Source organism: Bacillus sp. 1735sda2, assembly GCF_024159245.1.
Lineage (GTDB): Bacteria > Bacillota > Bacilli > Bacillales > Bacillaceae > Bacillus > Bacillus pumilus_O.
Genome location: NZ_JAMYWZ010000001.1, coordinates 3,463,143 through 3,484,839 on the forward strand (window position 1 = coordinate 3,463,143; position 21,697 = coordinate 3,484,839).

Genomic DNA, 21,697 nt, shown 5'->3' on the forward strand with positions numbered 1-21,697 from the left:
TCCTCTCGCTTTCCGTTACAGTCTGTCTTGATTCTATCCATTTTATCGACCAAACTGCAACTTAGTTTAGGGAATCAATCGTTTTTAGGATTAATGGCATAATAGGTGTCTTTTTTCCTAGATTCAATCTCCCTTTTACGCTCTTCTTCTTGGTTCATTTGACTTATTTGCGACTGAATGTCCTGTTCACATTGGCTGCACAGCTTGTTTTTCCTGATCGGTTGGCCACATCTTTCACAAGGATAGTTGATATTCGGAAATTGGCTAATTTGAAGTCTTTTCAAGCGGATAAATTTCAAGATTAATTCTTCATCAACTTCTGTTGCATCTACTATTTCAGCAATAGTTGATTGTCTATTACTTTGCTTTCGCAAAAATTTATAAACGATATCAAAAGAACGTTCTTCTTCTTCGAAGCATTTGTTACAAACCGTTTGGATGGTCGTTTTTAAAAACAGCTGATTACATTGTGGGCAGTTTGCCAATTGATTCATAACCAAAACCCCTTACGTTATATTCTCTTCTTATTATCGGTTAATTATCCTGAATTTTAACTACGGATTAACGTAAAAGAGGAAACACTTTTGGCACCCGCTTCTTTTAAAATTCTCGCAGCATCATAAATAGTAGCCCCCGTTGTATAAATGTCGTCAATCAAGATAATATCCCTTTGAATGATCGCATCTGTCTGCTTGATTTGAAACATTCCTTTTTGATCTAAACGTTCATTTTTCTTTTTCTTGGACTGTTTGCTTTGGTGTATTTTCATAAGCGGCTGAAGGATCGGCTGACCAATCAAGGAAGCAAGTATGACGGACTGATTAAACCCTCTTTCCTTTTGTCTTTCTTTACTTAAAGGAATTGGGATGAGCACAGGTTCTTTCATTGAAAAGGAGCGCTTAAATACTGCTTGGGCATCTTGTTTAAAAAGCTCAGCTAAAGCTGTATCACCTCGGAATTTAAAGCGGGAAAGGACATCTTTCATCAAATCGTTGTAAGCATAGACAGACCTATTTTTCACAAGTACTGTAGTAGAATCAGGGCGTTCTTTCCACCAGGAACAGTCTTGACATAATTGATCATTCGACTGCGCTCTCCCACAAGCTGGACAAATCGGACGTTTAATTTTTTCTAAGTGATGCTTACATGCTATACATAGACGATCATCATTTAATAGAAGTAATGATTTCCATGTAAAAGGAGTGACAACATGTCCCTCACAAATCAGGCAGATCAATTGTTATCCTTATTTATCGGCAGACGGTTTTCGCACCGTGGAAATGCGGAGACCTTTGAAGCGGCTTCTGTGAGAATGACCAGCATGGCTGTATTCTTCTGTTTGTCCACCATCTCAGATTTACTGTAAGATATTTTATTGATATCTGTTATATACTGAGGCTTCACTTGATTCAGTGAGATCGCTAATACATCTTCTATACACTTTTCACAGTGACAAATCATGTTTAATTGGTTTAGATATTGATAGAGGATTTCCTTGAGTAGTGTTTCTTTTGCATTGAGTAGCATATTTGTCTCTCCTGCCATTTGTGTATTGTGAATATAAATGTACCATGAAATTTAGTTGCACCTACATTATTTTTCTGAGAACTCTTTTTCAGCTGTATCATTCATTTTTACAATATGATTCTTTGCTTGTTTCATACTTCTCGTTAAACCAAAATGAAAAAAGAAAACATCTCCTTTAAAAAAATCGGGATGTCTACCTGCTCTACCAGAAATCTGAACAAGTGCACTTTCTGTAAAGATAGTAGATTCTGCACCTAGCACCCCCACTTGCACATTTGGAATGGTTACGCCTCTTTCAAGAATTGTGGTTGTAACTAATACATCGTATTTGTCATCTCTGAATTGCTGGACCTTTTGTTTCCTATCTGGATCATCAGCAGACACCCCTTCTACATTTAAGTGGTGTTTTCTAAGAACCTTCGTTACCTTCTTCATAGTAGAAATAGAAGGAACAAAAAGTAAAACCCTTCTCTTCTTTGCAATATGGTTCTGCATCCAATTCATTACTATAGGTGGAAGCTGGTTCTTTTTTAATTTCTTCTTCCAGTGTCCAATCCATTGAAAGGATGGGACAGGTAAAAGTTGTTGGTGAAAGCGAAGAGGAATTTTTATGGCTTCTAGTTGTCCACGAGATACATCTCTTATCATTTTCTTAGATGGCGTCGCACTTAAATAAACCCTAACACCTTTTTTTCTCATTGCCTTTAAAACAGCAAAGTGGAGTCGTTCATCCATTGAATAAGGAAAGGCATCAACTTCATCTATAACGAGCACATCAAATGCATGTTTATATCTCATCAACTGATGAGTTGTAGCGATTACTAGCGGTGCTATTTGGAACCTTTGAAGACTTCCTCCATAAAGAGCAGCTATTTTCAGTCCGTGAAATGCTTTTTTAAGCCGAGGCTCTAGTTCAAGGACCACATCAGTTCTAGGTGTCGCAATGCATACCCTCATTCCTTGATGTAAGGCATATTCTATTCCGTGAAAAAGAACTTCTGTTTTCCCTGCCCCGCAAACTGCCCAGATAAGTAAATCAGATTTGTGTTTTATCGCTTCGATCAATTTTTCTGATGCTCTTTTTTGTCCTTTAGACAGGTTTCCCCGCCATGTTAATTCCGTGTGAGCGGTTCCTTCTATGGGTGGACCCGTCCATTCATATAGAAATTCACATTCCGATGTTTTCCCCATCATGATGCATGATCTACAGTACACACAATCTTTTTGACACTTGTCACATGGAGAGTGGGCAAAGTATTGATTTTTTGAAACACCACATCTGCAACAAATAAGACCATTTGCTTTCCTCTCAATAGCAGTCCTTCGGATAACTAACCCTTTCTCCTCCAGCCAATCTAACTCAGACTGTAAGCATCTTGTTTCAGCGGTAAGCAGGTGGCGTGACTGCAGTTGCTCCCCGAGTTTCATTGCTTTGTCCATGTTCAATTTCAACAAACACCTTTCAATTGATGTTTGCCTATTATGCGCAAAGCTATAACCTTTCGTCCAACAGCTAAAAAAGAAAAATAAAACCCCTTTTCTAAGAGAAAAGAGATTTTTAAGATTTATCTAATCACCCAGCCAAGAGCTAAAGAGCCTTCGCCTAGATGAGTGCCAATTACGGCACCAAAATAGCTTTTATAAAATTCAACATGAGGATATTTTTCTGATAAGTGCGCAATTAATTCGTCTACTTCTTCTTCTCTATTACCATGTATCAGTGTTGCTCTCATCGGGACACCACGAGATGCATCTTCGTCAAATAATTCAAACATACGTGAAATAGCTTTTTTACGTGTGCGAATCTTCTCAAAAGGGACAATTAGCTTGTTGTCAAAATGCAGTATAGGCTTTACCTTTAAGAGGCTCCCAATGAAAGCCTGAGCACCATTTAATCTTCCGCCTCTTTGTAAATGAGTTAAATCGTCTACCATAAAATAAGCTTTCTGATTCTCTTTCAGGTAGTTGAGATGGGCTAACACTTCTTGTGGAGAAGCACCAGCTTGAATTTTTTCAGCAGCTTCTATCACATAAAAACCTTGCGCCATACAGCTAGTTTCTGTATCAAACGGATAAATGTCAATTCCGTCAACTAGGTCATTTGCTGAGGCTGCACTATTATATGTTCCACTAATTCCGCTAGAAAGGTGAATACTAATCACGGCATCATATGTTTCACTTAGCTTTTCATATAATTCTATTAGTTCACCGAAAGCAGGCTGAGAGGTGGTTGGAAGTTCTTTATGCTTTTTGACTTCTTCATAATAAATCTTCCAATCCATTTCTATTTCTTCACGGTATGATTCGTTGCCAAAAATGACATTAAGAGGGATCATATGAATATGATGTTTATCACGTAGCTCTTGTGGTATATAAGCAGTACTGTCTGTTACAACGGCTATTTTCATTCTTAAATACCTTCCTTATCCGTTAAGTTGCTCTTTTTTATTTTCAAAGAATGATCATTGTGTTTCATTAGATTTATAATAGTAATCAAAAAAGCCTGCCTAATCAATAGGCAAGCCCGTTATATCCGAAAAATACTCCTTATCTACCTATCATTTCTCTCCAATTAACATGTGAGAAAACCAAGAACAGGCGAAAAAGGAGTACTTGTCCGGAACATTATCTCATTTCTACCCAGCCGTTCTTAATTGCTACAACAACAGCTTGTGTACGGTCGTTTACATTCATTTTTTGTAAAATGTTACTCACGTGGTTTTTGACTGTCTTCTCACTAATAAAGAGCGACTCACCAATTCCTCTATTGCTCTTTCCGTCAGCTAACATTTGAAGTACTTCGCACTCACGTCTCGTTAAGATATGAAGTGGTCTGCGAATTTCAGGATATACTTCATGCTGCGGATGTGCTGAAACGCCACTAGTCGCTAGGCGTCGGAATTCATTTACTAAGTTATGAGTAACTTTCGGATGTAAATAAGATCCTCCGTCAGCTACGACTTTCACTGCTTCAATGAGCGTGTCTGCATCCATTTCTTTTAACAGATAGCCTCTTGCTCCTGTTTTCAATGCATGTGTCACATAGTTTTCGTCGTCATGAATAGATAGAATAATGACTTTTGATTCGGGATAAAGCTCAACTAGCTGCTTTGTAGCCTCTACACCATTAACATTCGGCATATTAATGTCCATAATGACAACATCTGGATGATAGTGTTCTACGATACGTGCAGCTTCGTCACCGTCGTCTCCTTCTGCAACTACTTCAAAAGTAGGTTCAAAATCTAAAATCCGTTTGACACCTTCACGGAATAATTGGTGATCATCAATAATTACAATATTTACTTTAGTCACAAGCTACGCCTCCCCATGTTTATTGTTCTACACCTGAACTTTATGGTCAATATGTCTTTTGTCTCTATTTTACAATTTTATTTTGCAATGTTAATGGCACGCGAATCATGATGAATGTCCCTAGACCTATTTTTGAGTCAATGGTCATTTTACCTTCCAGTAAGTCTACGCGTTCTTTCATGCCAAGTAAACCGAAGGATTTATTTTTATTTGTTTTCACATCTTTCATATCAAAACCTTTTCCATCATCTTTGATAATTAACGTGACAAAGTCTTTCGTCACTTCTACTTTCACAGAGATTTCTTCAGCGTCGGAATGCTTTAGTGAATTTGTGACAGCTTCTTGGGCTAGTCTAAACAGTGCCACTTCAAATTGAGAAGCAATTCTTTCGCTTTCTGTATCTCCTAGGCATTGGAACGTAATCTTGGTTTTTCCATCATACTCTTCGATTGTGTTTAAATATTTTCTTAGCGTCGGAATGAGACCCAAATCATCTAAAGCCATTGGTCTTAAATCATAAATGATTCTTCTCACTTCGTACAGAGCATTTCGCACATTCTGTCTGAGACTTCTAATTTCTTTAAAGCCTTCTTCTGTTCCACGGTCTCTAAAAATCCGTTCAATTAATTCGGAACGCATCATCACGTTTGCCAGCATTTGGGCCGGACCATCATGAATTTCACGGGATACCCTTTTACGTTCTTCTTCTTGGGCTTCAATAATTCTCAGTCCAAAATCTTGTTTTGCTTGAGCATCTTCAAGTAACACGCCAACTTGGCGTAAGTCCTGATTGAGATAGTTAAGAACAACTGTGATCTGGCTCACAAGCGTTTCAGAGCGTTCAATGACGTCTTGTAGGCTTAACAATCGTCTTTCTAGATCATCTCTTCTTTCTCTCAGCTGCTTTTCGCGCTGCTGGATCATGGTGAGTTCCACTTGCAGATTATGTGCTTTTTCGTAGGCCTCGCGTATTTCTTCTTCGCTAAATTTGTTGAAGTTTCTGCTGACCTCAGATAAGCGATTTCTAGCATGTCTCGTATGGACTTCTAGTTTATCCCCAAAATCAATTACTTCGTTTACTTGCTGCTTGATTTGCTTCAGCTCTTCTACAAGGCTTTCATATTGTTGACGGGACTGTTCGCCTATCCTAAATACTTCGTCCTTGCTGCCATCAACTGTACTTAGCATTTTCATGATGATTGAATCCAATAATTTCGGATCCATTTTAGGTGTTGTCATGGCTTTTCCCTCCCGTAACAGTGATGTCATCTTTTTTTATTATAAATGTCATTGATCTGCATTTTATGTCGAATTATAATGAAAGAATGCGTATAAATCATGAAGTTTTTTTGACGACCCTTTTTCTACCCCTATCATCATAACAAAATACGCTGTAAAATTCTAAAACCAATGCAAATTTTCTCTATTCTTACAATTTGCTTTTCAGGAGGGTATGTCTTTTGCTGAATCGCTATCTTACAGTAAAAAGTCGTGGCGAGCATGAGATCGTCATTGAAAAATCACGTTTTATTTGTCATATACAGCGTGCTGTCTCAGAAGAAGAAGCACAAGCATTTATACAATCCATTAAAAAACAACATTGGAATGCCACACATAATTGTTCTGCCTATCTCATTGGAGAACATGACCTGATTCAAAAAGCGAATGATGATGGTGAACCAAGTGGTACAGCGGGTGTGCCCATGCTTGAAGTGTTAAAAAAACGGAAGCTGAAAGATACAGTTGTAGTAGTCACTCGTTATTTCGGCGGTATTAAGCTAGGCGCCGGTGGATTGATTCGTGCCTACGGAAAATCTGTATCAGAAGCCATCAACCATGTTGGGATGGTAGAGCGCTGTTTAATGCGTACGATGCACACAACAATAGATTATACATGGCTTGGAAAGGTAGAGAATGAGCTTAGAGCCTCATCTTTTCAGCTAAAAGAAATTCATTATGCAGAAGATGTTATTTTTGAGACGTATGTAGAAGAAACACAAACAGAGCAGTTCATTGAATGGATGACTGAGCTGACAAATGGAAAGAGTGTTACAAAAGAAGGCGAACTGATTTATTTAGAAAAGGACATTGGTCCGATAAAGGAGACAGATGAATGGCACAACGAGTAAAAGTGCGTGTACGAAAGAAAAAGAGTAAGAAGAAGAAAATTTTTAAACGTATCCTGGTCTTATTTTTGCTTCTTTTCATCTGTATGGGTGGATTTGCAGTCTATAAAATAGTCAATACACTTCAAGCCGCTGACAAAACATATGATGAACTAGATCGCGGCGAGAAATCGAAGCTTCGTGATGCGGTCATTGATATTAAAAAGAAACCCTTCTCTGTACTATTTGTCGGAATTGAGGATTATGCTACAGATGGTGATCATGGCCGTTCAGATTCACTTATTGTCGCAACCATTAATCCTCAAGACAAAACGATGAAAATGGTTAGCATTCCTCGTGACACACGCGTACAGCTTGCAAGTGACACGACAGGTAATAAAGTCAAGATTAATGCGGCATTTGCTAAAGGCGGTAAAGACGAGACGATCGAAACTGTCGAACAATTCTTGAATATTCCGATTGATAAATATGCGACCGTTGATTTTGACGGATTCAAGGATGTCATTGATGAAGTTGGTGGAATTGATATCGATGTTCCATTTGACTTCAATGAAAAAAGTGATGTAAAAAAATCGAAAAAGATTTATTTCAAAAAAGGAAATATGCATTTAAACGGGGAAGAAGCACTTGCCTATGCACGGATGAGAAAACAAGATCCACGCGGTGATTTTGGACGTAATGATCGTCAGAAACAAATTTTACGTGCAATGATTGATCAAATGTCGAAGGCGAATAACATCGCGAACGTCGATAATATTGCGAAAGAAGTCAGTGATCATATTACGACCAACTTCCGTATCACAGAAGGTCTAGCCCTTCAGCAGATCTACAGCGGGTTTAAGGGAGACGACACAGAAACACTTTCTATTAAAGGGTCGGATCTTTATTTAGGACCAAATCGAACGTATTACTTTGAGCCAGATCAAACCAATCTAGCCAACGTACAAAATGAATTAAGGACGCATTTAAAGCTTCCTACTGAATCTTCGACAGAAACAGATTCACAAACGAATCCATCCTCTGGCGAAACAGGGTCAAGTGATATAACTAACCCTTCGACCAACACATCAGGCCAATAATAAAAACAGCCCAGTTCCTAGGAACGGGCTGTTTTTTATTGTCTTTTGACCATTCGTTTATAAAATTTCGTAAATGGTTTGAACTCTTCGTTGACCAAACCCGTAACTTCCGCAATCACTTGCATAAACATCACCAGTAAAAAAATAATGATGAGCGATAACCAAATGGTCGCGCTTGTCAGCAAAATCGCACTTAAGCTAAAGACTAACCCAATCATGTAAATCACGATGACAGCCATGCGATGGGACAAGCCGAAGGCCATTAGTCTATGATGAATATGAGATTTGTCCGGTGATGAAATCGGCTGTTTGTTTAATATACGCCTAATGATCGCAAAGGTCGTATCAAATATAGGAACACCTAGAATGATCACAGGAACAACAACACTAAACAAAGTGACACTTTTGTATAAGCCTAAAAGTGACAGCACCGAGATCATATAGCCTAAAAATAGCGAACCGGTATCTCCCATAAAAATCTTCGCCGGATGAAAGTTGTAAAAGAGAAAGCCGATCGTACTGCCAATGACGACAAGAGATAAAGAAAGAATCAGAATCTTATCAGCAGAAAATGCCATCACTGCAATCGTTGATAAACCGATGACAGATATACCGGCAGCTAGTCCATCAAGGCCGTCAATTAAATTGATGGCATTTGTAATACCGACAATCCATAGCACGGTGAGGGGATATGCCATCCAGCCTAACTCAATTCGATCTGTTAAAAAAGGAACAGAGAAGAAGTCCATTTTTAAGCCCGTGCTCACAATCAAACAAGCAACAAGGACTTGTACGAGAAATTTAAATCTTGCACTTAAATTATATTTATCATCAAATATACCTAAAATGACGATGAGTACGGCACCAACTGAAATTGCTGTAATTTTATTATGTAGAAACAGCCCGCCTGCTAATGCTCCAGCCGCTACTCCAATAAAAATTGCCAAACCACCCATTCGAGGCATTACTTTATCATGAACTTTTCGTTTATTCGGCTGGTCCACTGCACCAATCTTAATTGCAAACTTCTTGACGATTGGTGTCACAATTAAAACTGTAGCCAGAGAGACAAAAAACGCTAATAAGGCGCGTTCGTAATCCATAGGTCAGTCTCCTTCTAAATTGAAATCTGTATTTTGTATATTGGCCGCTCTTTCCATTATACAATTGAATAGAGGATGATCACAACCTCCCTAGTGATGAAACAAATAAAAACGCACAATCCTGAATGAATTATGCGTTTTCTTTAATATTCGTTAGTTCCACCATGTTTGTGAACAGCGCGTGCCAATCTTTTTTCTTCGCTCGGCTTTGTCTTAGGTGTCTAAAAGCCGTGTCGTCTTTTTTGCTGATCACTTTTAGGCAGGCTTCTATGAAGAGCGCAGGATCATCGCCCACTAAATATTCATACACATTCTTCTCTTTTAGCCTTTCCGTTGAAGGGAGATTTAAACCGACAACCGGTATTCCAGCAGCTAAAAATTCATAAAGCTTGAGTGGGAACACCGCTTGATTATAAGGGGATTGTTTGTATGGCATCATCCCTACATCAATCAGCTTCATATAAGCAGGCACTTCTTCTGCTGCAACAGCTCCTGTCCAAATCACATTAGGCAGTTTAAGCGCATGCTGAAAAGATGGATCTCCATTCGTTCCATCCGGACCGACAAATAAAAATGTCCAATCAGGCCGCATGCGAGCAGCTTCAGCCATCATGTCAAAATCGAGTTTTGGTTTGATTCCTCCGATAAAACCGAGCACGGTTCCTTCTCTTCCTTCCAGCACATCTTCTTTACACGGAAGATTGCTTTTCGCAAACACATCGTACTCGACACCATTTTCCACTGTAAACACATCTTTCGGTTCTCCCATCAGACGTTTTTTGATTTGATCGTGTAAATATTGAGAAGAGCATGTAATGCTGTGTGCGTATTTAATAATTCGATTTTCTGCTTTAACAATGACACGCTGCCTCATATAAGAAAGGATGTTATGATTGCCGCTTATCGGCTCTCCCCACAGGTCACTGCAATCATAGACAATATGTTTCCATTCAAATAAAGAAGATAAGAGCGGAAAGCCCGGAAACGTATACCATAAACAAACGGCAATCCCCTTCTTTTCCTCCTGCCGCAAATGTTCAAGAAGAGGGGATAATTTATGAATATAGAACATGTCTTGATATCGACCAAAGCGAAATAATTTGCTCTTGAGCACATCAGGAATGGTCAATTGCTTCATTCGATCGGTTATGGGCTGAAAGGGAGCTGTATGACGAGATGATGACGGGCATACCCAGATGACTTCTTTTGTTTCTGGATCAGATGCTAGAAATTCGGCCAGCCGATGCCGTCTGTACCTTAGTCCGTCCTGTCCCCATTCTCCCGTCGCTACGACAACATGTATGATCGAGTCTGCTTTCACCTTTATCACCTTTTTTCCCTTCTGTTTATAGGCGCTTCTTCACAGCATTTGTCGCATAGTGCATAAAACACCAGGACGCTTTGACAAAATGAAGCTGCTCAATTTCTCTGTAGACAAACCACGTTTTTTTCGCTGCTTTCCACTTGTTACTAGAAATGGAGTTCCCAACGATGCGATATTCACTGAGCGGTTCACTCATACCATAGGCTGTAAACCCTCTTTTTAATATAGACAGCCATGTAGCTAAATCCTGTCTTGTGCGAATGTTTGGCATTTCCACATGTCCTACCTTTTCAAGATCAAGCATGACCGTTAAACAGCCGATAATGGTGTTTTTCAGGGCTTCATTATAGTCCAATCTCGCTGGCGCAGTGACGGTTTTTTCTAATGGTTCTCCGTTTTCTGCAATGATGTCATATGCCGTAAATGTAAAGGCATAATCATTTGTCAGCATGAAGTCTACCTGTTTTTCGAGCTTCGTCTCTTTCCACATATCATCGCTGTCTAGAAAAGCGATAAAGCGTCCTTTTGCCTGTTTGATGGCTGCGTTTCTAGCAATGGCAGCTCCCCCATTTTCCTCTAAATAAATGACGTTGATTCTGTCGTCCGTTTGACTTAAATCCCCTAATAGCTTTCTAGTTCCATCTGTAGAACAATCATCTGCAATGATCAGTTCCCAATTGGAATAGGTTTGGGCAAGGACGGAATGAACTGTATCCGTTAAATAACGTTCCGCATTATACGCAGGTGTAATGATGGATACTAACGGTTGATTGTTCACCTAAGACTCATCTCCAGTTCATTATTAAGATTCTTTGAACACTTCGGGTAAGACGACAAACATGAGCGAGATGCTAAAGCCAATGACAAGCCCAAGCAGTGCCCGTTTTTTGGCTGACATGCCTTTATTGCCCTCATCAAGTACTTGGGCAGGATCGACAATCTTTGCCTGCTTCATTCCAAGCTTTGTAGACTCCAATTCATATAAGAATCGTTCTTTATCAACTTTTGAATCATTGCTGACCGATTCGTCTTGAAGTGCAGCTAATCTACTTTCAATAACCTGCTGCCTTTTTGTAAATAATGCTTTATCTTGCTTGAGAAATGTATCTGACACCTGCTTCACGACAGCCAAAGCACGTTCCTTATCGGCATCTGTGAACGACAACTGTAATTGTGTATCTGATTGATTGGTAAGGATGAGACGGGTTTTCACATCCTGTCTTTCTTCTTCTTTCACATCACTGAGTGCTTCATTTAGAAAGGCATCGCTTTTTAATAGAGATGTCACTTCTGCCATATTGTTATACACTCCGTCATCATATTTACCGAGAGTGAGGGTAACAGCAGCTGTGTAACTAGACTGCTGCGTAGATCCTTTAGCAAAAAAGAAACCAAAGGCACCTAATACGATAGGCAGCAGTATGAGCCATACGATGTACTTTTTGATTCGTTTCCCTATCCTAGATATGAAACCAGACATGTTCATTCTCCCAACATTGACTTATTTGCTCTTTCACTAGTGTAGCCATACATACAAAGCATCACACACGGTTTACCATAGCTTGAGTCGTTGTTTGTTTTTCAACATATTCACCGCTGCGATCACCAGTCCTAAAAATACCCAGTGAAAATATAAATTCGAGATGGAGCTAGGACTGATACTTGAAACGAGAAAGCTCAGCATGGCTGCAAACAACCCCTCAATGATCATTTTTGCTGATTTTGTGTCAGCCCATTTGTATTGCTTGTAAAGTGTGAACATGAGATAGGCGTATAGTGAGATATAGCCCAGCATGACTGCAAATCCAAAGTTCGTCATCAATTCCAGCAGCCAATTGTGCACTTCTACGACGTGGTCTGTATCAAAGATCGAAAAGTGAGCTAAATAGTAAGACACATTCCCCGCTCCAACCCCGAATCCGTATGAATTCGTAAAGAAGTGCCAAGCATTTTTCATCAAATTCGCTCTCGCGATGTTAGACGGGAGTGGTTCACTAAAAGAATGAGCGATCTGAGAAGCGAGAAACAAGTCATAAAAAGTCGAATAAATCTTGGCTGAAAAGACAGCGATACCAATGACGACAAGTCCGCTTGCGGCAATGATTGACCACTTTTTGAGAACACGCGGGAGCAGTAGCCACACATAGATCGCCACTCCTGCAAATATGCCAAGCAAACTGGCGCGGGATTCGGTTAACAAAATGAGATACAGCGCGGCGATTGCACCTAGTAATCCAAACGCTTTGATATAACCGTTTTTCATTTGACGCATGCACGCTAGATATAAGAAGAAACTAATCGATAAAAACGTTGCAAAGTCATTCTGATTAAAAAAGACAGATGTAGGATAGTGCTGTTTATATGCTGGCCCTAGATATAATGAGGTATTCGGTAAATGGTTCAATGTAAAGTGATTATAGAACCCAATCCCCATCACAAACACAGTCATCACGAGCCAAATGCTATAAAAGATCACCACTTGGTCCATTCGCTGAATATACATGACGACTAGAAAGACAAATCCCATTCCCATTGCAAGAAGGGACATATATTTCAGGCCGTCTGTGACTGAATGCGCCCAAAGCAGTGAGATGAGTCCGTAAAGAAACCATGCAGCGAAAAAACCAAGAATACCTTTGACTCGAATCTGTTGCCACTGAGATATGTACGTCCCCTTTTCTCTCATCCGCCATATGAATAAAACAAAGGCGGCGATGAGCATGATACGGTAGAGAAAAAGGCTAAAGAATCCAGCACTAATAGAAAAAAAAGCGTTGTTGAGAAAGGTCAATGTAATCAAAAGATAGATGGCTGACATGAAGATTTGCTCACCATTCATGTACAACTTCATCAACACGAGAGCAGCAGCCAGGATCAGAAGTATTACCGGAACAGCCACCATTTTCTTTAACCCAACGGGCTGGGTGGATGTCATTTGTACAAGCCCAATCCCTGCTGCAAACAAAATACATCCAATCATGATTTGCCATGCTGTTTGTTTCACACTCATACCCATTATCCTCCTAAGCAACCCATCCGATTTGAGGGATTAAGCCTTGACTTCCTGTTCATAGTAGGAAATGGTACGAGCCAAACCTTCCTGTAAACTCACAACAGGCTCCCATGATAAGACTTGTTTCGTTTCCTCATTTGACAATGTACTATGCACAATATCCCCTGCACGCTGCGCCTTGTAAATTGGTTCAAGATGCGACCCCGTCACTCGCTTCATCGTTTGAAACAGCTCATTCACAGTGATCGAATCCCCACATGAAATATTTAAACAAACGTTTGATTGAGCTGTTAAAGCCGCAACATTCGCTGCTGCTAGATCACCTACATAGATGAAATCTCTTGTTTGTTCCCCGTCTCCAAAAATGAAAGGAGCCTCATCCTTTGCAAACTTATCAGAGAAAATCGAGACAACGCCGCCTTCGCCAAGTGCGTCTTGTCGCGGACCATAAACATTGCTATACCGAAGAATACAGTAGTCCACATCATACAATGTTTTTGCCATTTCTAAGTACCGCTCTACTGTGAGTTTTGATAAACCATACGGCGAACCAGGCTTTAACTGGTGAGCGGTGTCTACTGGCAGATACACAGGATCTCCATAGACAGCGGCTGATGAGGCAAATACCACTTTCTTGACACCAGCCTCTGAAGCCGCTTTGATCACATGCAGAGATCCTTTAATATTCACTTCTTGATCATATATATAATCATTGACCGATACTGCGACACTTACTTGTGCAGCAAGATGAATGATATAGTCTGGTGCGATTTTTTTAATAATTTCAACCACTTCTGGTTTTGTTACATCCTCTTCAATACACGGAACAGATAAATGTGCAATATTTTCCTTCCTACCTGTTGAAAAGTTATCAAGCACGATGACTTCATATTCTTTGTTTATTAATTCTTCAACAGTATGTGAACCTATAAATCCACTACCTCCAGTAACCAATACTTTCTTCATCCAAGTTCCTCCTAAAAATCAAGCTTCTAATAACATCTTAACATCCTGTACATGAGGACGACCGATCGAATGATAAATAAAGCCGTTTTTTCTCATTTGTTCTGGTTCAAATATATTACGTCCATCAATGATCACTGGACGTTGAAGTAGTCTTCTGACTTTCTCCATATCCATTTTTAATACTTCTTCCCATTCAGTCAAGATGAAACATGCATCTGAATGCTCTATAGTTTGATATAGGTTGTCACTGAATATCGTTTGGTTTCCAAGGATCTTCTTCGCTTCTAAGTGAGCAATTGGGTCATACGCTTTTACATAAGCTCCTAGATCTTGCAACATTGGAATAATATCAAGAGCAGGAGAGGATCTTAAATCATTTGTATTAGGTTTAAATGCCAATCCTAATACAGAGATCGTTTTTCCCTTGATGTCACCATAGACATCCATCAATTTCTTCACGAGATACGCTCGTTGATGTGTATTTGTTTCGACAACAGATTCAATTAACTTAAAACGATAACCTACTGTTTCAGCTATTTTTAATAGTGCCTTGGTATCCTTCGGGAAGCAGGAACCTCCAAAACCAACTCCGGCTTTTAAAAACTTCTGTCCAATTCGGCTATCTAGACCAACGCCTTCTGATACTTTCTCAACATCTGCACCCACTCGATCGCAAATATTGGCAATATCATTGATAAAAGAAATTTTGGTTGCAAGCATCGCATTTGCTGCGTATTTAATCATTTCTGCACTTTCTAGGTTGGTTTCAACCACTACTGTTTGAAACGGTTCATGTAACGTCTTAATGATTTCCGATGCATGAGAACTTGTAGACCCTATAACCACCCGCTCCATATTCATCGTATCTTTGATGGCAGAGCCTTCTCTGAGAAATTCTGGATTGGATACGACATCAAAAGGATACTTACTGCGCGATGCTTTTTCGACAATGGCTTGAACGAGCCGGCCTGTTCCAACGGGCACTGTGCTTTTATTGACGATGATTTTGTAGCCATTTAAATGTTCACCAATTGTTTGAGCGACAGCTTTCACGTACGTTAAATCTGCTTCTCCCTGTGCTGTCATCGGAGTCCCTACAGCAATATAGATAATGTCTGATTCCCTGATAGCAGCAGGAATATTGGTTGTAAAAAACAGTCTTCCTTCTTCGGTATTCTTTTCAATCAATTCCTTTAAACCCGGTTCATAAATGGGAACGACACCACTTTTTAAGCTGTTGATTTTTGATTCATCAATGTCACAGCAGATGACACGATTTCCGATATCAGCAAAACAAGTACCCGATACTAACCCGACATACCCTGTTCCAATCACAGCAATTTTCTTCAACATTTTTCATCCTCTCAGTAAAAGCATATTGTCCGTTCCAAGCTGTTTATCTATCTATCATTCTTTGCACATTTCATCTTGTTTAAACGATGGATCTTGATTGATGAAGCACCTTTTCATATTGCTGTATGAGCTGCTTCGCATTATTTTCTGATGAATATTCTGTATGAACGATTTGATGTAGATCGCTTTTTACTTGCTCATTCCACCTGTTTTCATAAAGGTAGGCGTGAATGGCCTCTTTTAACTGATTTGCCGAATGCGGATCAACGAGCAGGTGTTGATAGCTAGAAAATAAGGTTGGAAGACCACCGACTCTTGTCGCAATGACAGGTACTTTTAAAGCGAGCGCCTCCAGAACGACGGTTGGCATTCCTTCACTATAGGACGGAAGCGTAAACAGATCGGTTGCCATTAAATAGTCTTTCACCTGATCATTCGGCACCTGCCCTGGGAGTATAATGGATGCTCCAGCCCGTTCTGTGAGCTCTTTTGCAAGGGGGCCTTTTCCAACAAAAACTGCTTTCACACCATCCATGCCACTGATAGCTTCAACTAATTCAAGCAAACCTTTCTCTTTGACTAATCGGCCGACGAAGACAACGAGCTTGTCGTGAAGGGGTAAGCCTAACTTTTCCCTGATGACTTGTTGATCTTCTTCCGTTTTAGAAAATGACTGGAGCGGAATACCGAGCGGGAGGCATTGCGCTTCTACTTTCGTCATGTCATTTGTCTTTTTAGCAAGCTCTTCACTCACCGTCAGAACTGCCGATGCCTGTTTCACCGCCGTTTCAAAGGCTGCATATGCCCCTTTACTATAGCTCGGATACACGTTCACATCACTGCCATGTAAGGTCAAAAGATAAGGAATTTTCGTTTTTTGCTGAATCACAGCCGCTGCTCCGCCAGATGGCATTGCAAAGTGCGCATGGATAAAATCTGGTGACAGCTGATAACGCTGCATAGCGCCGAGAACAGAAGCCGCTATTCGTTTACTCGGCTGTGCCCATTTCAGCTGTCCGGGGAGTGCTGTATAGGGCGGCCTGTATACGGTCACTCCGTTTCTCATTTCCTGTTCGGGCAGATCCTTTTTCTGCCGATAGGACGCCTTCAGCATCCGCAAAATCGGTGGATTAACTGGGTTGGGACAGATGACGGTCACTTGTATTCCTTGTTTGAGCAGCTCCTGTACTTGCGTTTCATGGAATACACCTTCACTTGGATGTTTTTCACTAGGATATACACTTGTCAGCCATAGCACCTTCATGACGAACGACCTCTTCTCATTAATTTGCCTGCCACCTGCGGATACATTTTGATGAGCAGCAAGCCGTACAATGCAGCACTGACACAAATCGTCAGTCCTAATTGAAGTAAAATATCCGCTGATGTCAGCTTCATCCCTTGATGCAGGGCTACCGCACAGGCGGCCATCAATAGCGTCATAACAGCAGGTTTGCCAAGTGATTTTAAATACACCTTCATATCTAGCTGAATGACATAAGCCATGAGCCATCTGCCAACAATGAAGTTGAGCAGGCTGACACCTGAGTAAACCCAAGCTACTGTGAGCAGACTGCCTGTGCTGACACCTACATATAAGGCGGTTCCATACACAAGAAGCATTCCCATATCCCAATAAAAGGCTAAGTCCGCTCTCCCCTTTGCAAGAAGTATGGACCCGTTTGGATTCATCAGCACACGCAGAAGGCCAACAATGCACAATATATTAAGAACCGGAACAGCTACGAGCCATTTCTCTCCAAACACTACTTCTATAAAGCTATCTGATACAGCAACAAGACCGACTAATAGCGGAAAGCTAATCAATGCGAGCATATTCGTCATACTGAGGAAGCCCTCTCGCAGCATGGAGTGATCACGCTGGCTTTTTGCAAAAACAGGGAAAGCCACTCTCGTCACAATCGGATTGATCTTCAGCACGGGAATCGTCACAATTTGATACGCCAAGCTATAAATACCTAACGCTTCTGCTCCAAGAAACCGGCCGATTAAAATCATGTCTATATTCGATCCTGCTCGATTGACTAGTCTGGATGCGAGCTGGAAAGCACCGAATGAGAAAAACTCTTTCACTTCTCCTAATGCAAAAACAGGTGCTGGGCGCCACTTCTTCCAATAAGCTGCGGCATACATAAGCCCTTTTCCTGATTGCAGCAGCACTTGAGAAACGACATAGGCTACAATCGGATTGATGAAGAAGGCCAATGCGAGTAAAACAATCAGCGATATCATGGTCGCAACGGCTTCAATGGCACTTAGTGTTTTAAAAGCTAGGTCCTTTTGCATCATGTATTGGTATTGCTGGCCAATAGGAGCAATCAGAAACATGATCGATAATAGTTTCAGCAACCCCTCCAGCTCTGGTCGGTTATAAAAAGCGGCAATCATTGGGCTAACTAGAATGAGTAAACAGAATAAGACAACTCCAGTGAGTAAATTGATCCAATATAATGTAGATAATTGCCGTTCTGTTGTTTGTTCTTTTTGGATGATCGCTGCCCCGATCCCTAGATCAAGTAAAATCTGCGTAAATATTGTGACAGTTGTGATCATACCAACGAGTCCAAACTCTTTCAGTGACATCACATTCCCTAAAAAGGCGAACTGTGCGATTTGGATGATCGTAATGATGAATGCGGACAAGCTTGTCCATTTCGCCCCGCCTAGCATTCGTTTTTTCATACTTGCCATTTCTCTTCCCTACTTTACTTATCTGGCTCCGTCACCCGTCATGATGACTTTTAACGTTTTTACCATAATCTTCGTGTCGAGAGAAAATGTCAAGTTTTGAATATAATGTAAGTCATGTGTTAATTTTTCACTTGGACTCATTTCATATCCTCCATTTACTTGAGCAAGACCTGTCAGTCCCGGCTTGACCGTTAATCTTTTCGTAAAACCTGGAATCGTCCGGTTAAATTCTGCGGTAAACATCGGTCTTTCTGGCCGCGGACCTACGATACTCATTTCTCCTTTTAACACATTGATAAATTGCGGAAGTTCATCGATTCTTGTTTTACGAATGAAGGCTCCCACTTTGGTGATACGTGGATCATTTTTTTGTGCCCATTTCGCTCCTCCGCTTTCAGCATCGATTCTCATCGATCTGAGCTTCCATAATTTAAAGTAAACACCATCTTTCCCGACCCTCTCCTGCATATAAAAGGCTGGTCCCGGTGTTTCCAGCTTAATCAAAAGAGCAAACAGCAAAATGATTGGCGTACTCAACATCAATCCGATGAACGAGAACATTAAATCTATGAAACGTTTTGCAAATAAATAACGAACCATATGTTCTGTTAAGGCAAAAGAGTGGTTTCGTCTCACTTCATATTCTCTATAAAGATTCATCGCTTTCTCTGCACTCACTGACCTGCACCTCACCATTCAAAGTAGTTGTTGTGTAAAGAGATGTTCTATGAAAGTCAGTTTAGCAGAGCAACATTAAGCAAATGTAAATGCGCTGTTAAGTCTTGTAAAACTGTGTTAAGAATGTGCACTTATATCAAGTTATACCCTTTTCAACGTAAAAAAGACCCGCAATTCTGCGGGTCTCCGGTCTTTTCTTTATTTTGCTTTAACAGATTCGATGGTTTTTAATCGAAGGGTTCCGTTTGCATCTTTTGTATAAGTGACTTTCACTTTGGATTCTTCTTTTAAGCTGTTCACTTGTTTAGAAAACGTATTTCCGAATTGAATAGCGACTTCTTTGCCATCAATGTTCACAGCAATGGTATGTCCATCAGCCAAGCCGACATATGTGCCTTCTTTGGTGACTTCATTTTGCTTATTTGTTGTTGATTCTTTCTTTGTTTTAGAATCAGTTTTTGATTGTTCTTTAGCTGGTTCTTCTTTTGTGATTTCTTTACTTGAGCTGTCTTTTGCGTCTTCATCAGATTGACCAGATTGCTCTTCTTTTTGAGCAACTGTTTCTTTGCTTTGATCATCTGCTTTTTCATTTGATGATTGATCTTCTGTTTTTTCCTTTTCCTCTGAAGCATTTTCTTTCTTTTGATCAGCTGCTTCGGTTGTTTCCTTTTTGCTGTCATCCTTATTGTTGTCGTTTGATTGATTTGTTGTGCCGCACGCTGTGAGTAAGACACCTAGAAGCAATACTAGAAACGGCATTGTGATTAATTTTTTCAAAATTGTCACCTCTTCATGATTTGTCGATTGGCTGTCGCTTGAAGATTCATGCGTAAACCATCACCTTTTATATTTCAATTATAACAAAGATAACTAGAAATGAAATGTATTTTTAACTTGACACATCATCGGCGACTCGATTACTTCATAGACTTTTGAAAAAAGGCTGCCGAGAGACGTTCTCGAGCAGCCTAAGAGGAGTATCTGAGGCACCCCTCATCTTTGTATTTTCTTATCTAAAGTAACCTGACACACCGCTTGAAATGCCTGACGCTAAACGATCTTTATACGTAGCTGATTTCAAGATATTTGAATCGACTGGACTTGACACAAAACCAGTTTCTAAAAGAACACTCGGCATTTTAGAATATTTAATCACGTAGAATCCAGCTGTTTTCACACCACGGTCTCTTGTACCAAGTGCACTGACCATTTTCGGCTGAATGTTTTGCGCAAGCTTCAAGCTGTTTGCAGACGCATATGTTTTATCATAATACGTTTCTGTTCCGTTTGCACTGCTGTTATCATTTGAGTTCGCATGGACACTGATGAAGATATCTGCATTTGCCGACGCACCTTTGCTCACTCGTGTTTGGAGACTATCAAATGTATCTGATGTTCTTGACATCGTTGTAAGTGCACCAGCATTGTTTAATTTCGTATTTAAACGTTTCGCTACATCTAAATTCAAGTTCTTTTCATATAACCCGTAGCCTACTGCTCCTGAATCATGTGCACCATGACCTGGATCGATGAATACTTTTTTCCCGACGACAGGGTTTTTCAATTGGGAAACCACAGTATTCGTCACAGTGGATGTACCACCTAGAATACTAAATGAAGTGATCTTCTTCGAACCAATTATTTGTCTAGTTGCTTTTGGTAATGTTTTTTCATTTGTGAAAATAAAAGCTTTACCTTGCTTAGCAGCAATACTAGCTCCTGAAGCGGCATCCGCATAGGCAAAACCATTACTAATATACGTAGTGCTCGTACTCATATTGTATTTCTTCACAATATTTGCTGCGACTTCATAACGATTTGCTCCACCAATTCTTCCAGGTGAAGGCAACTGAGCATAAGCTGATTTATTTACGCTAGACTCCCCACCAATGACAATGGTATTTTTAACTCCTCGGCTTTTCATGACCGCTGAAGTTTCCGAACGTAAACCTTTATCATTTGTTAATAAGATTGGATAGCCTTGTTTTGCAGCATAAGGTGCAATGGCAACGGCATCTGCATAAGCAAAGCCATTGGCTACAACAGCCGTACTAGAGCTTTTCATTTGTTTTGCGATATTTGCTGCTAAGTCATAGCGGTTCTTACCACTAATACGTTTCACAGAAATCCCCATCGATTTAAGCTGAGTTGTTACCTTTCCAGAGACACTTTTTGTGCCACCAAGAATAATCACATTCTTTGTTTTTAGACTTTGAAGGCCTTTTTTCGTATCTGTAGATAAACTAGTACTGTTTGTAAAAAGAACAGGTGCATTTTTTTGATATGCAAAAGGAACTGCACTTAATGCATCCGCATATGCATCTTTCCCTACAAGAACAACTGTACTTGATGTTGTCCAACTTTTTTTCGCCGCATTCACCGCAACAGCATAACGGTTTTTCCCATCAATTCTTGTGACTGAATTGTCAGCAAGTGCAGATGGAAGAAACAAACACATGGTTACTACACTTAAAAATACAACTTTTAAGATAGAGCGCAC

Annotated in this window: 21 protein-coding genes; 2 read left to right on the top strand and 19 right to left on the bottom strand. The window is 40.2% G+C overall.

The window, feature by feature from the left end:
* Nucleotides 1-74 precede the first annotated feature (74 nt).
* The 7 genes from NKR21_RS18215 to degS all read right to left on the bottom strand — a co-directional run bounded on the left by NKR21_RS18215 (nt 75) and on the right by degS (nt 6,082).
* Nucleotides 75-494 (bottom strand): TIGR03826 family flagellar region protein, encoded by a 420-nt coding sequence (locus NKR21_RS18215; RefSeq protein ID WP_012011429.1) that lies wholly within the window; start codon nt 492-494, stop codon nt 75-77.
* Between the two features lie 56 nt (nt 495-550).
* Nucleotides 551-1,237, bottom strand: coding sequence for an amidophosphoribosyltransferase (locus NKR21_RS18220; RefSeq protein ID WP_012011430.1), 687 nt, complete (start codon nt 1,235-1,237; stop codon nt 551-553).
* Nucleotides 1,234-1,527 carry a late competence protein ComFB gene (gene comFB, locus NKR21_RS18225; RefSeq protein WP_012011431.1) on the bottom strand — a complete coding sequence of 98 codons (294 nt, stop codon included), beginning with the start codon at nt 1,525-1,527 and terminating at the stop codon, nt 1,234-1,236. The genes NKR21_RS18220 and comFB overlap by 4 nt, the downstream gene beginning before the upstream one ends.
* A 66-nt stretch (nt 1,528-1,593) precedes the next feature.
* Nucleotides 1,594-2,973 carry an ATP-dependent helicase ComFA gene (locus NKR21_RS18230; RefSeq protein WP_012011432.1) on the bottom strand — a complete coding sequence of 460 codons (1,380 nt, stop codon included), beginning with the start codon at nt 2,971-2,973 and terminating at the stop codon, nt 1,594-1,596.
* Between the two features lie 119 nt (nt 2,974-3,092).
* A complete protein-coding gene (locus NKR21_RS18235; RefSeq protein WP_012011433.1) occupies nt 3,093-3,935 on the bottom strand; it encodes a DegV family protein in 843 nt (280 codons plus the stop codon).
* A 217-nt stretch (nt 3,936-4,152) separates the two neighbouring features.
* Nucleotides 4,153-4,842, bottom strand: a complete 690-nt coding sequence (gene degU, locus NKR21_RS18240; RefSeq protein WP_008348273.1) for a two-component system response regulator DegU — start codon at nt 4,840-4,842, stop codon at nt 4,153-4,155.
* A 64-nt stretch (nt 4,843-4,906) separates the two neighbouring features.
* Nucleotides 4,907-6,082 (bottom strand): two-component sensor histidine kinase DegS, encoded by a 1,176-nt coding sequence (gene degS, locus NKR21_RS18245; protein WP_144455455.1) that lies wholly within the window; start codon nt 6,080-6,082, stop codon nt 4,907-4,909.
* Between the two features lie 221 nt (nt 6,083-6,303).
* Between degS and NKR21_RS18250 the strand changes: the two genes are divergently transcribed.
* Nucleotides 6,304-6,972 (top strand): YigZ family protein, encoded by a 669-nt coding sequence (locus tag NKR21_RS18250; RefSeq protein ID WP_012011434.1) that lies wholly within the window; start codon nt 6,304-6,306, stop codon nt 6,970-6,972.
* Nucleotides 6,957-8,048, top strand: coding sequence for an LCP family protein (locus NKR21_RS18255; protein ID WP_119125450.1), 1,092 nt, complete (start codon nt 6,957-6,959; stop codon nt 8,046-8,048). The genes NKR21_RS18250 and NKR21_RS18255 overlap by 16 nt, the downstream gene beginning before the upstream one ends.
* Nucleotides 8,049-8,083: 35 nt before the next feature.
* On the opposite strand, the gene NKR21_RS18260 is transcribed toward NKR21_RS18255, so the two are convergent.
* From NKR21_RS18260 to NKR21_RS18315, 12 genes are all read right to left on the bottom strand, one after another.
* Nucleotides 8,084-9,151, bottom strand: coding sequence for a glycosyltransferase family 4 protein (locus NKR21_RS18260; protein WP_003212692.1), 1,068 nt, complete (start codon nt 9,149-9,151; stop codon nt 8,084-8,086).
* 130 nt (nt 9,152-9,281) lie between these two features.
* On the bottom strand, nt 9,282-10,472 hold the full coding sequence (gene tuaH, locus NKR21_RS18265) for a teichuronic acid biosynthesis protein TuaH (protein ID WP_391509409.1): 1,191 nt from the start codon (nt 10,470-10,472) through the stop codon (nt 9,282-9,284).
* Between the two features lie 25 nt (nt 10,473-10,497).
* Nucleotides 10,498-11,253 carry a teichuronic acid biosynthesis protein TuaG gene (gene tuaG, locus NKR21_RS18270; protein ID WP_144455451.1) on the bottom strand — a complete coding sequence of 252 codons (756 nt, stop codon included), beginning with the start codon at nt 11,251-11,253 and terminating at the stop codon, nt 10,498-10,500.
* A gap of 24 nt (nt 11,254-11,277) precedes the next feature.
* Nucleotides 11,278-11,955, bottom strand: a complete 678-nt coding sequence (gene tuaF, locus NKR21_RS18275; RefSeq protein WP_144455449.1) for a teichuronic acid biosynthesis protein TuaF — start codon at nt 11,953-11,955, stop codon at nt 11,278-11,280.
* 72 nt (nt 11,956-12,027) lie between these two features.
* Nucleotides 12,028-13,485, bottom strand: a complete 1,458-nt coding sequence (gene tuaE, locus NKR21_RS18280) for a teichuronic acid biosynthesis protein TuaE (protein WP_144455447.1) — start codon at nt 13,483-13,485, stop codon at nt 12,028-12,030.
* 39 nt (nt 13,486-13,524) lie between these two features.
* The gene (locus NKR21_RS18285; protein WP_119125451.1) at nt 13,525-14,454 is read right to left on the bottom strand and encodes an NAD-dependent epimerase/dehydratase family protein; all 930 of its coding nucleotides are present in this window, start codon (nt 14,452-14,454) and stop codon (nt 13,525-13,527) included.
* Between the two features lie 18 nt (nt 14,455-14,472).
* Complete coding sequence (gene tuaD / locus NKR21_RS18290; protein WP_012011441.1) at nt 14,473-15,807, bottom strand: UDP-glucose 6-dehydrogenase TuaD; 1,335 nt, start codon at nt 15,805-15,807, stop codon at nt 14,473-14,475.
* A 79-nt stretch (nt 15,808-15,886) separates the two neighbouring features.
* Nucleotides 15,887-17,071 (bottom strand): teichuronic acid biosynthesis protein TuaC, encoded by a 1,185-nt coding sequence (gene tuaC, locus NKR21_RS18295; protein WP_012011442.1) that lies wholly within the window; start codon nt 17,069-17,071, stop codon nt 15,887-15,889.
* Nucleotides 17,068-18,519: a teichuronic acid biosynthesis protein TuaB gene (tuaB, locus tag NKR21_RS18300; protein ID WP_012011443.1), complete on the bottom strand. Its 1,452-nt coding sequence runs from the start codon at nt 18,517-18,519 to the stop codon at nt 17,068-17,070. The genes tuaC and tuaB overlap by 4 nt, the downstream gene beginning before the upstream one ends.
* Before the next feature lie 18 nt (nt 18,520-18,537).
* Entirely contained in the window at nt 18,538-19,197 is a 660-nt protein-coding gene (locus NKR21_RS18305) for a sugar transferase (RefSeq protein ID WP_012011444.1), read from the bottom strand.
* Between the two features lie 198 nt (nt 19,198-19,395).
* Complete coding sequence (locus tag NKR21_RS18310) at nt 19,396-19,974, bottom strand: prolipoprotein diacylglyceryl transferase (protein ID WP_119125453.1); 579 nt, start codon at nt 19,972-19,974, stop codon at nt 19,396-19,398.
* 232 nt (nt 19,975-20,206) lie between these two features.
* On the bottom strand, nt 20,207-21,697 hold the full coding sequence (locus NKR21_RS18315; RefSeq protein ID WP_144455444.1) for an N-acetylmuramoyl-L-alanine amidase: 1,491 nt from the start codon (nt 21,695-21,697) through the stop codon (nt 20,207-20,209).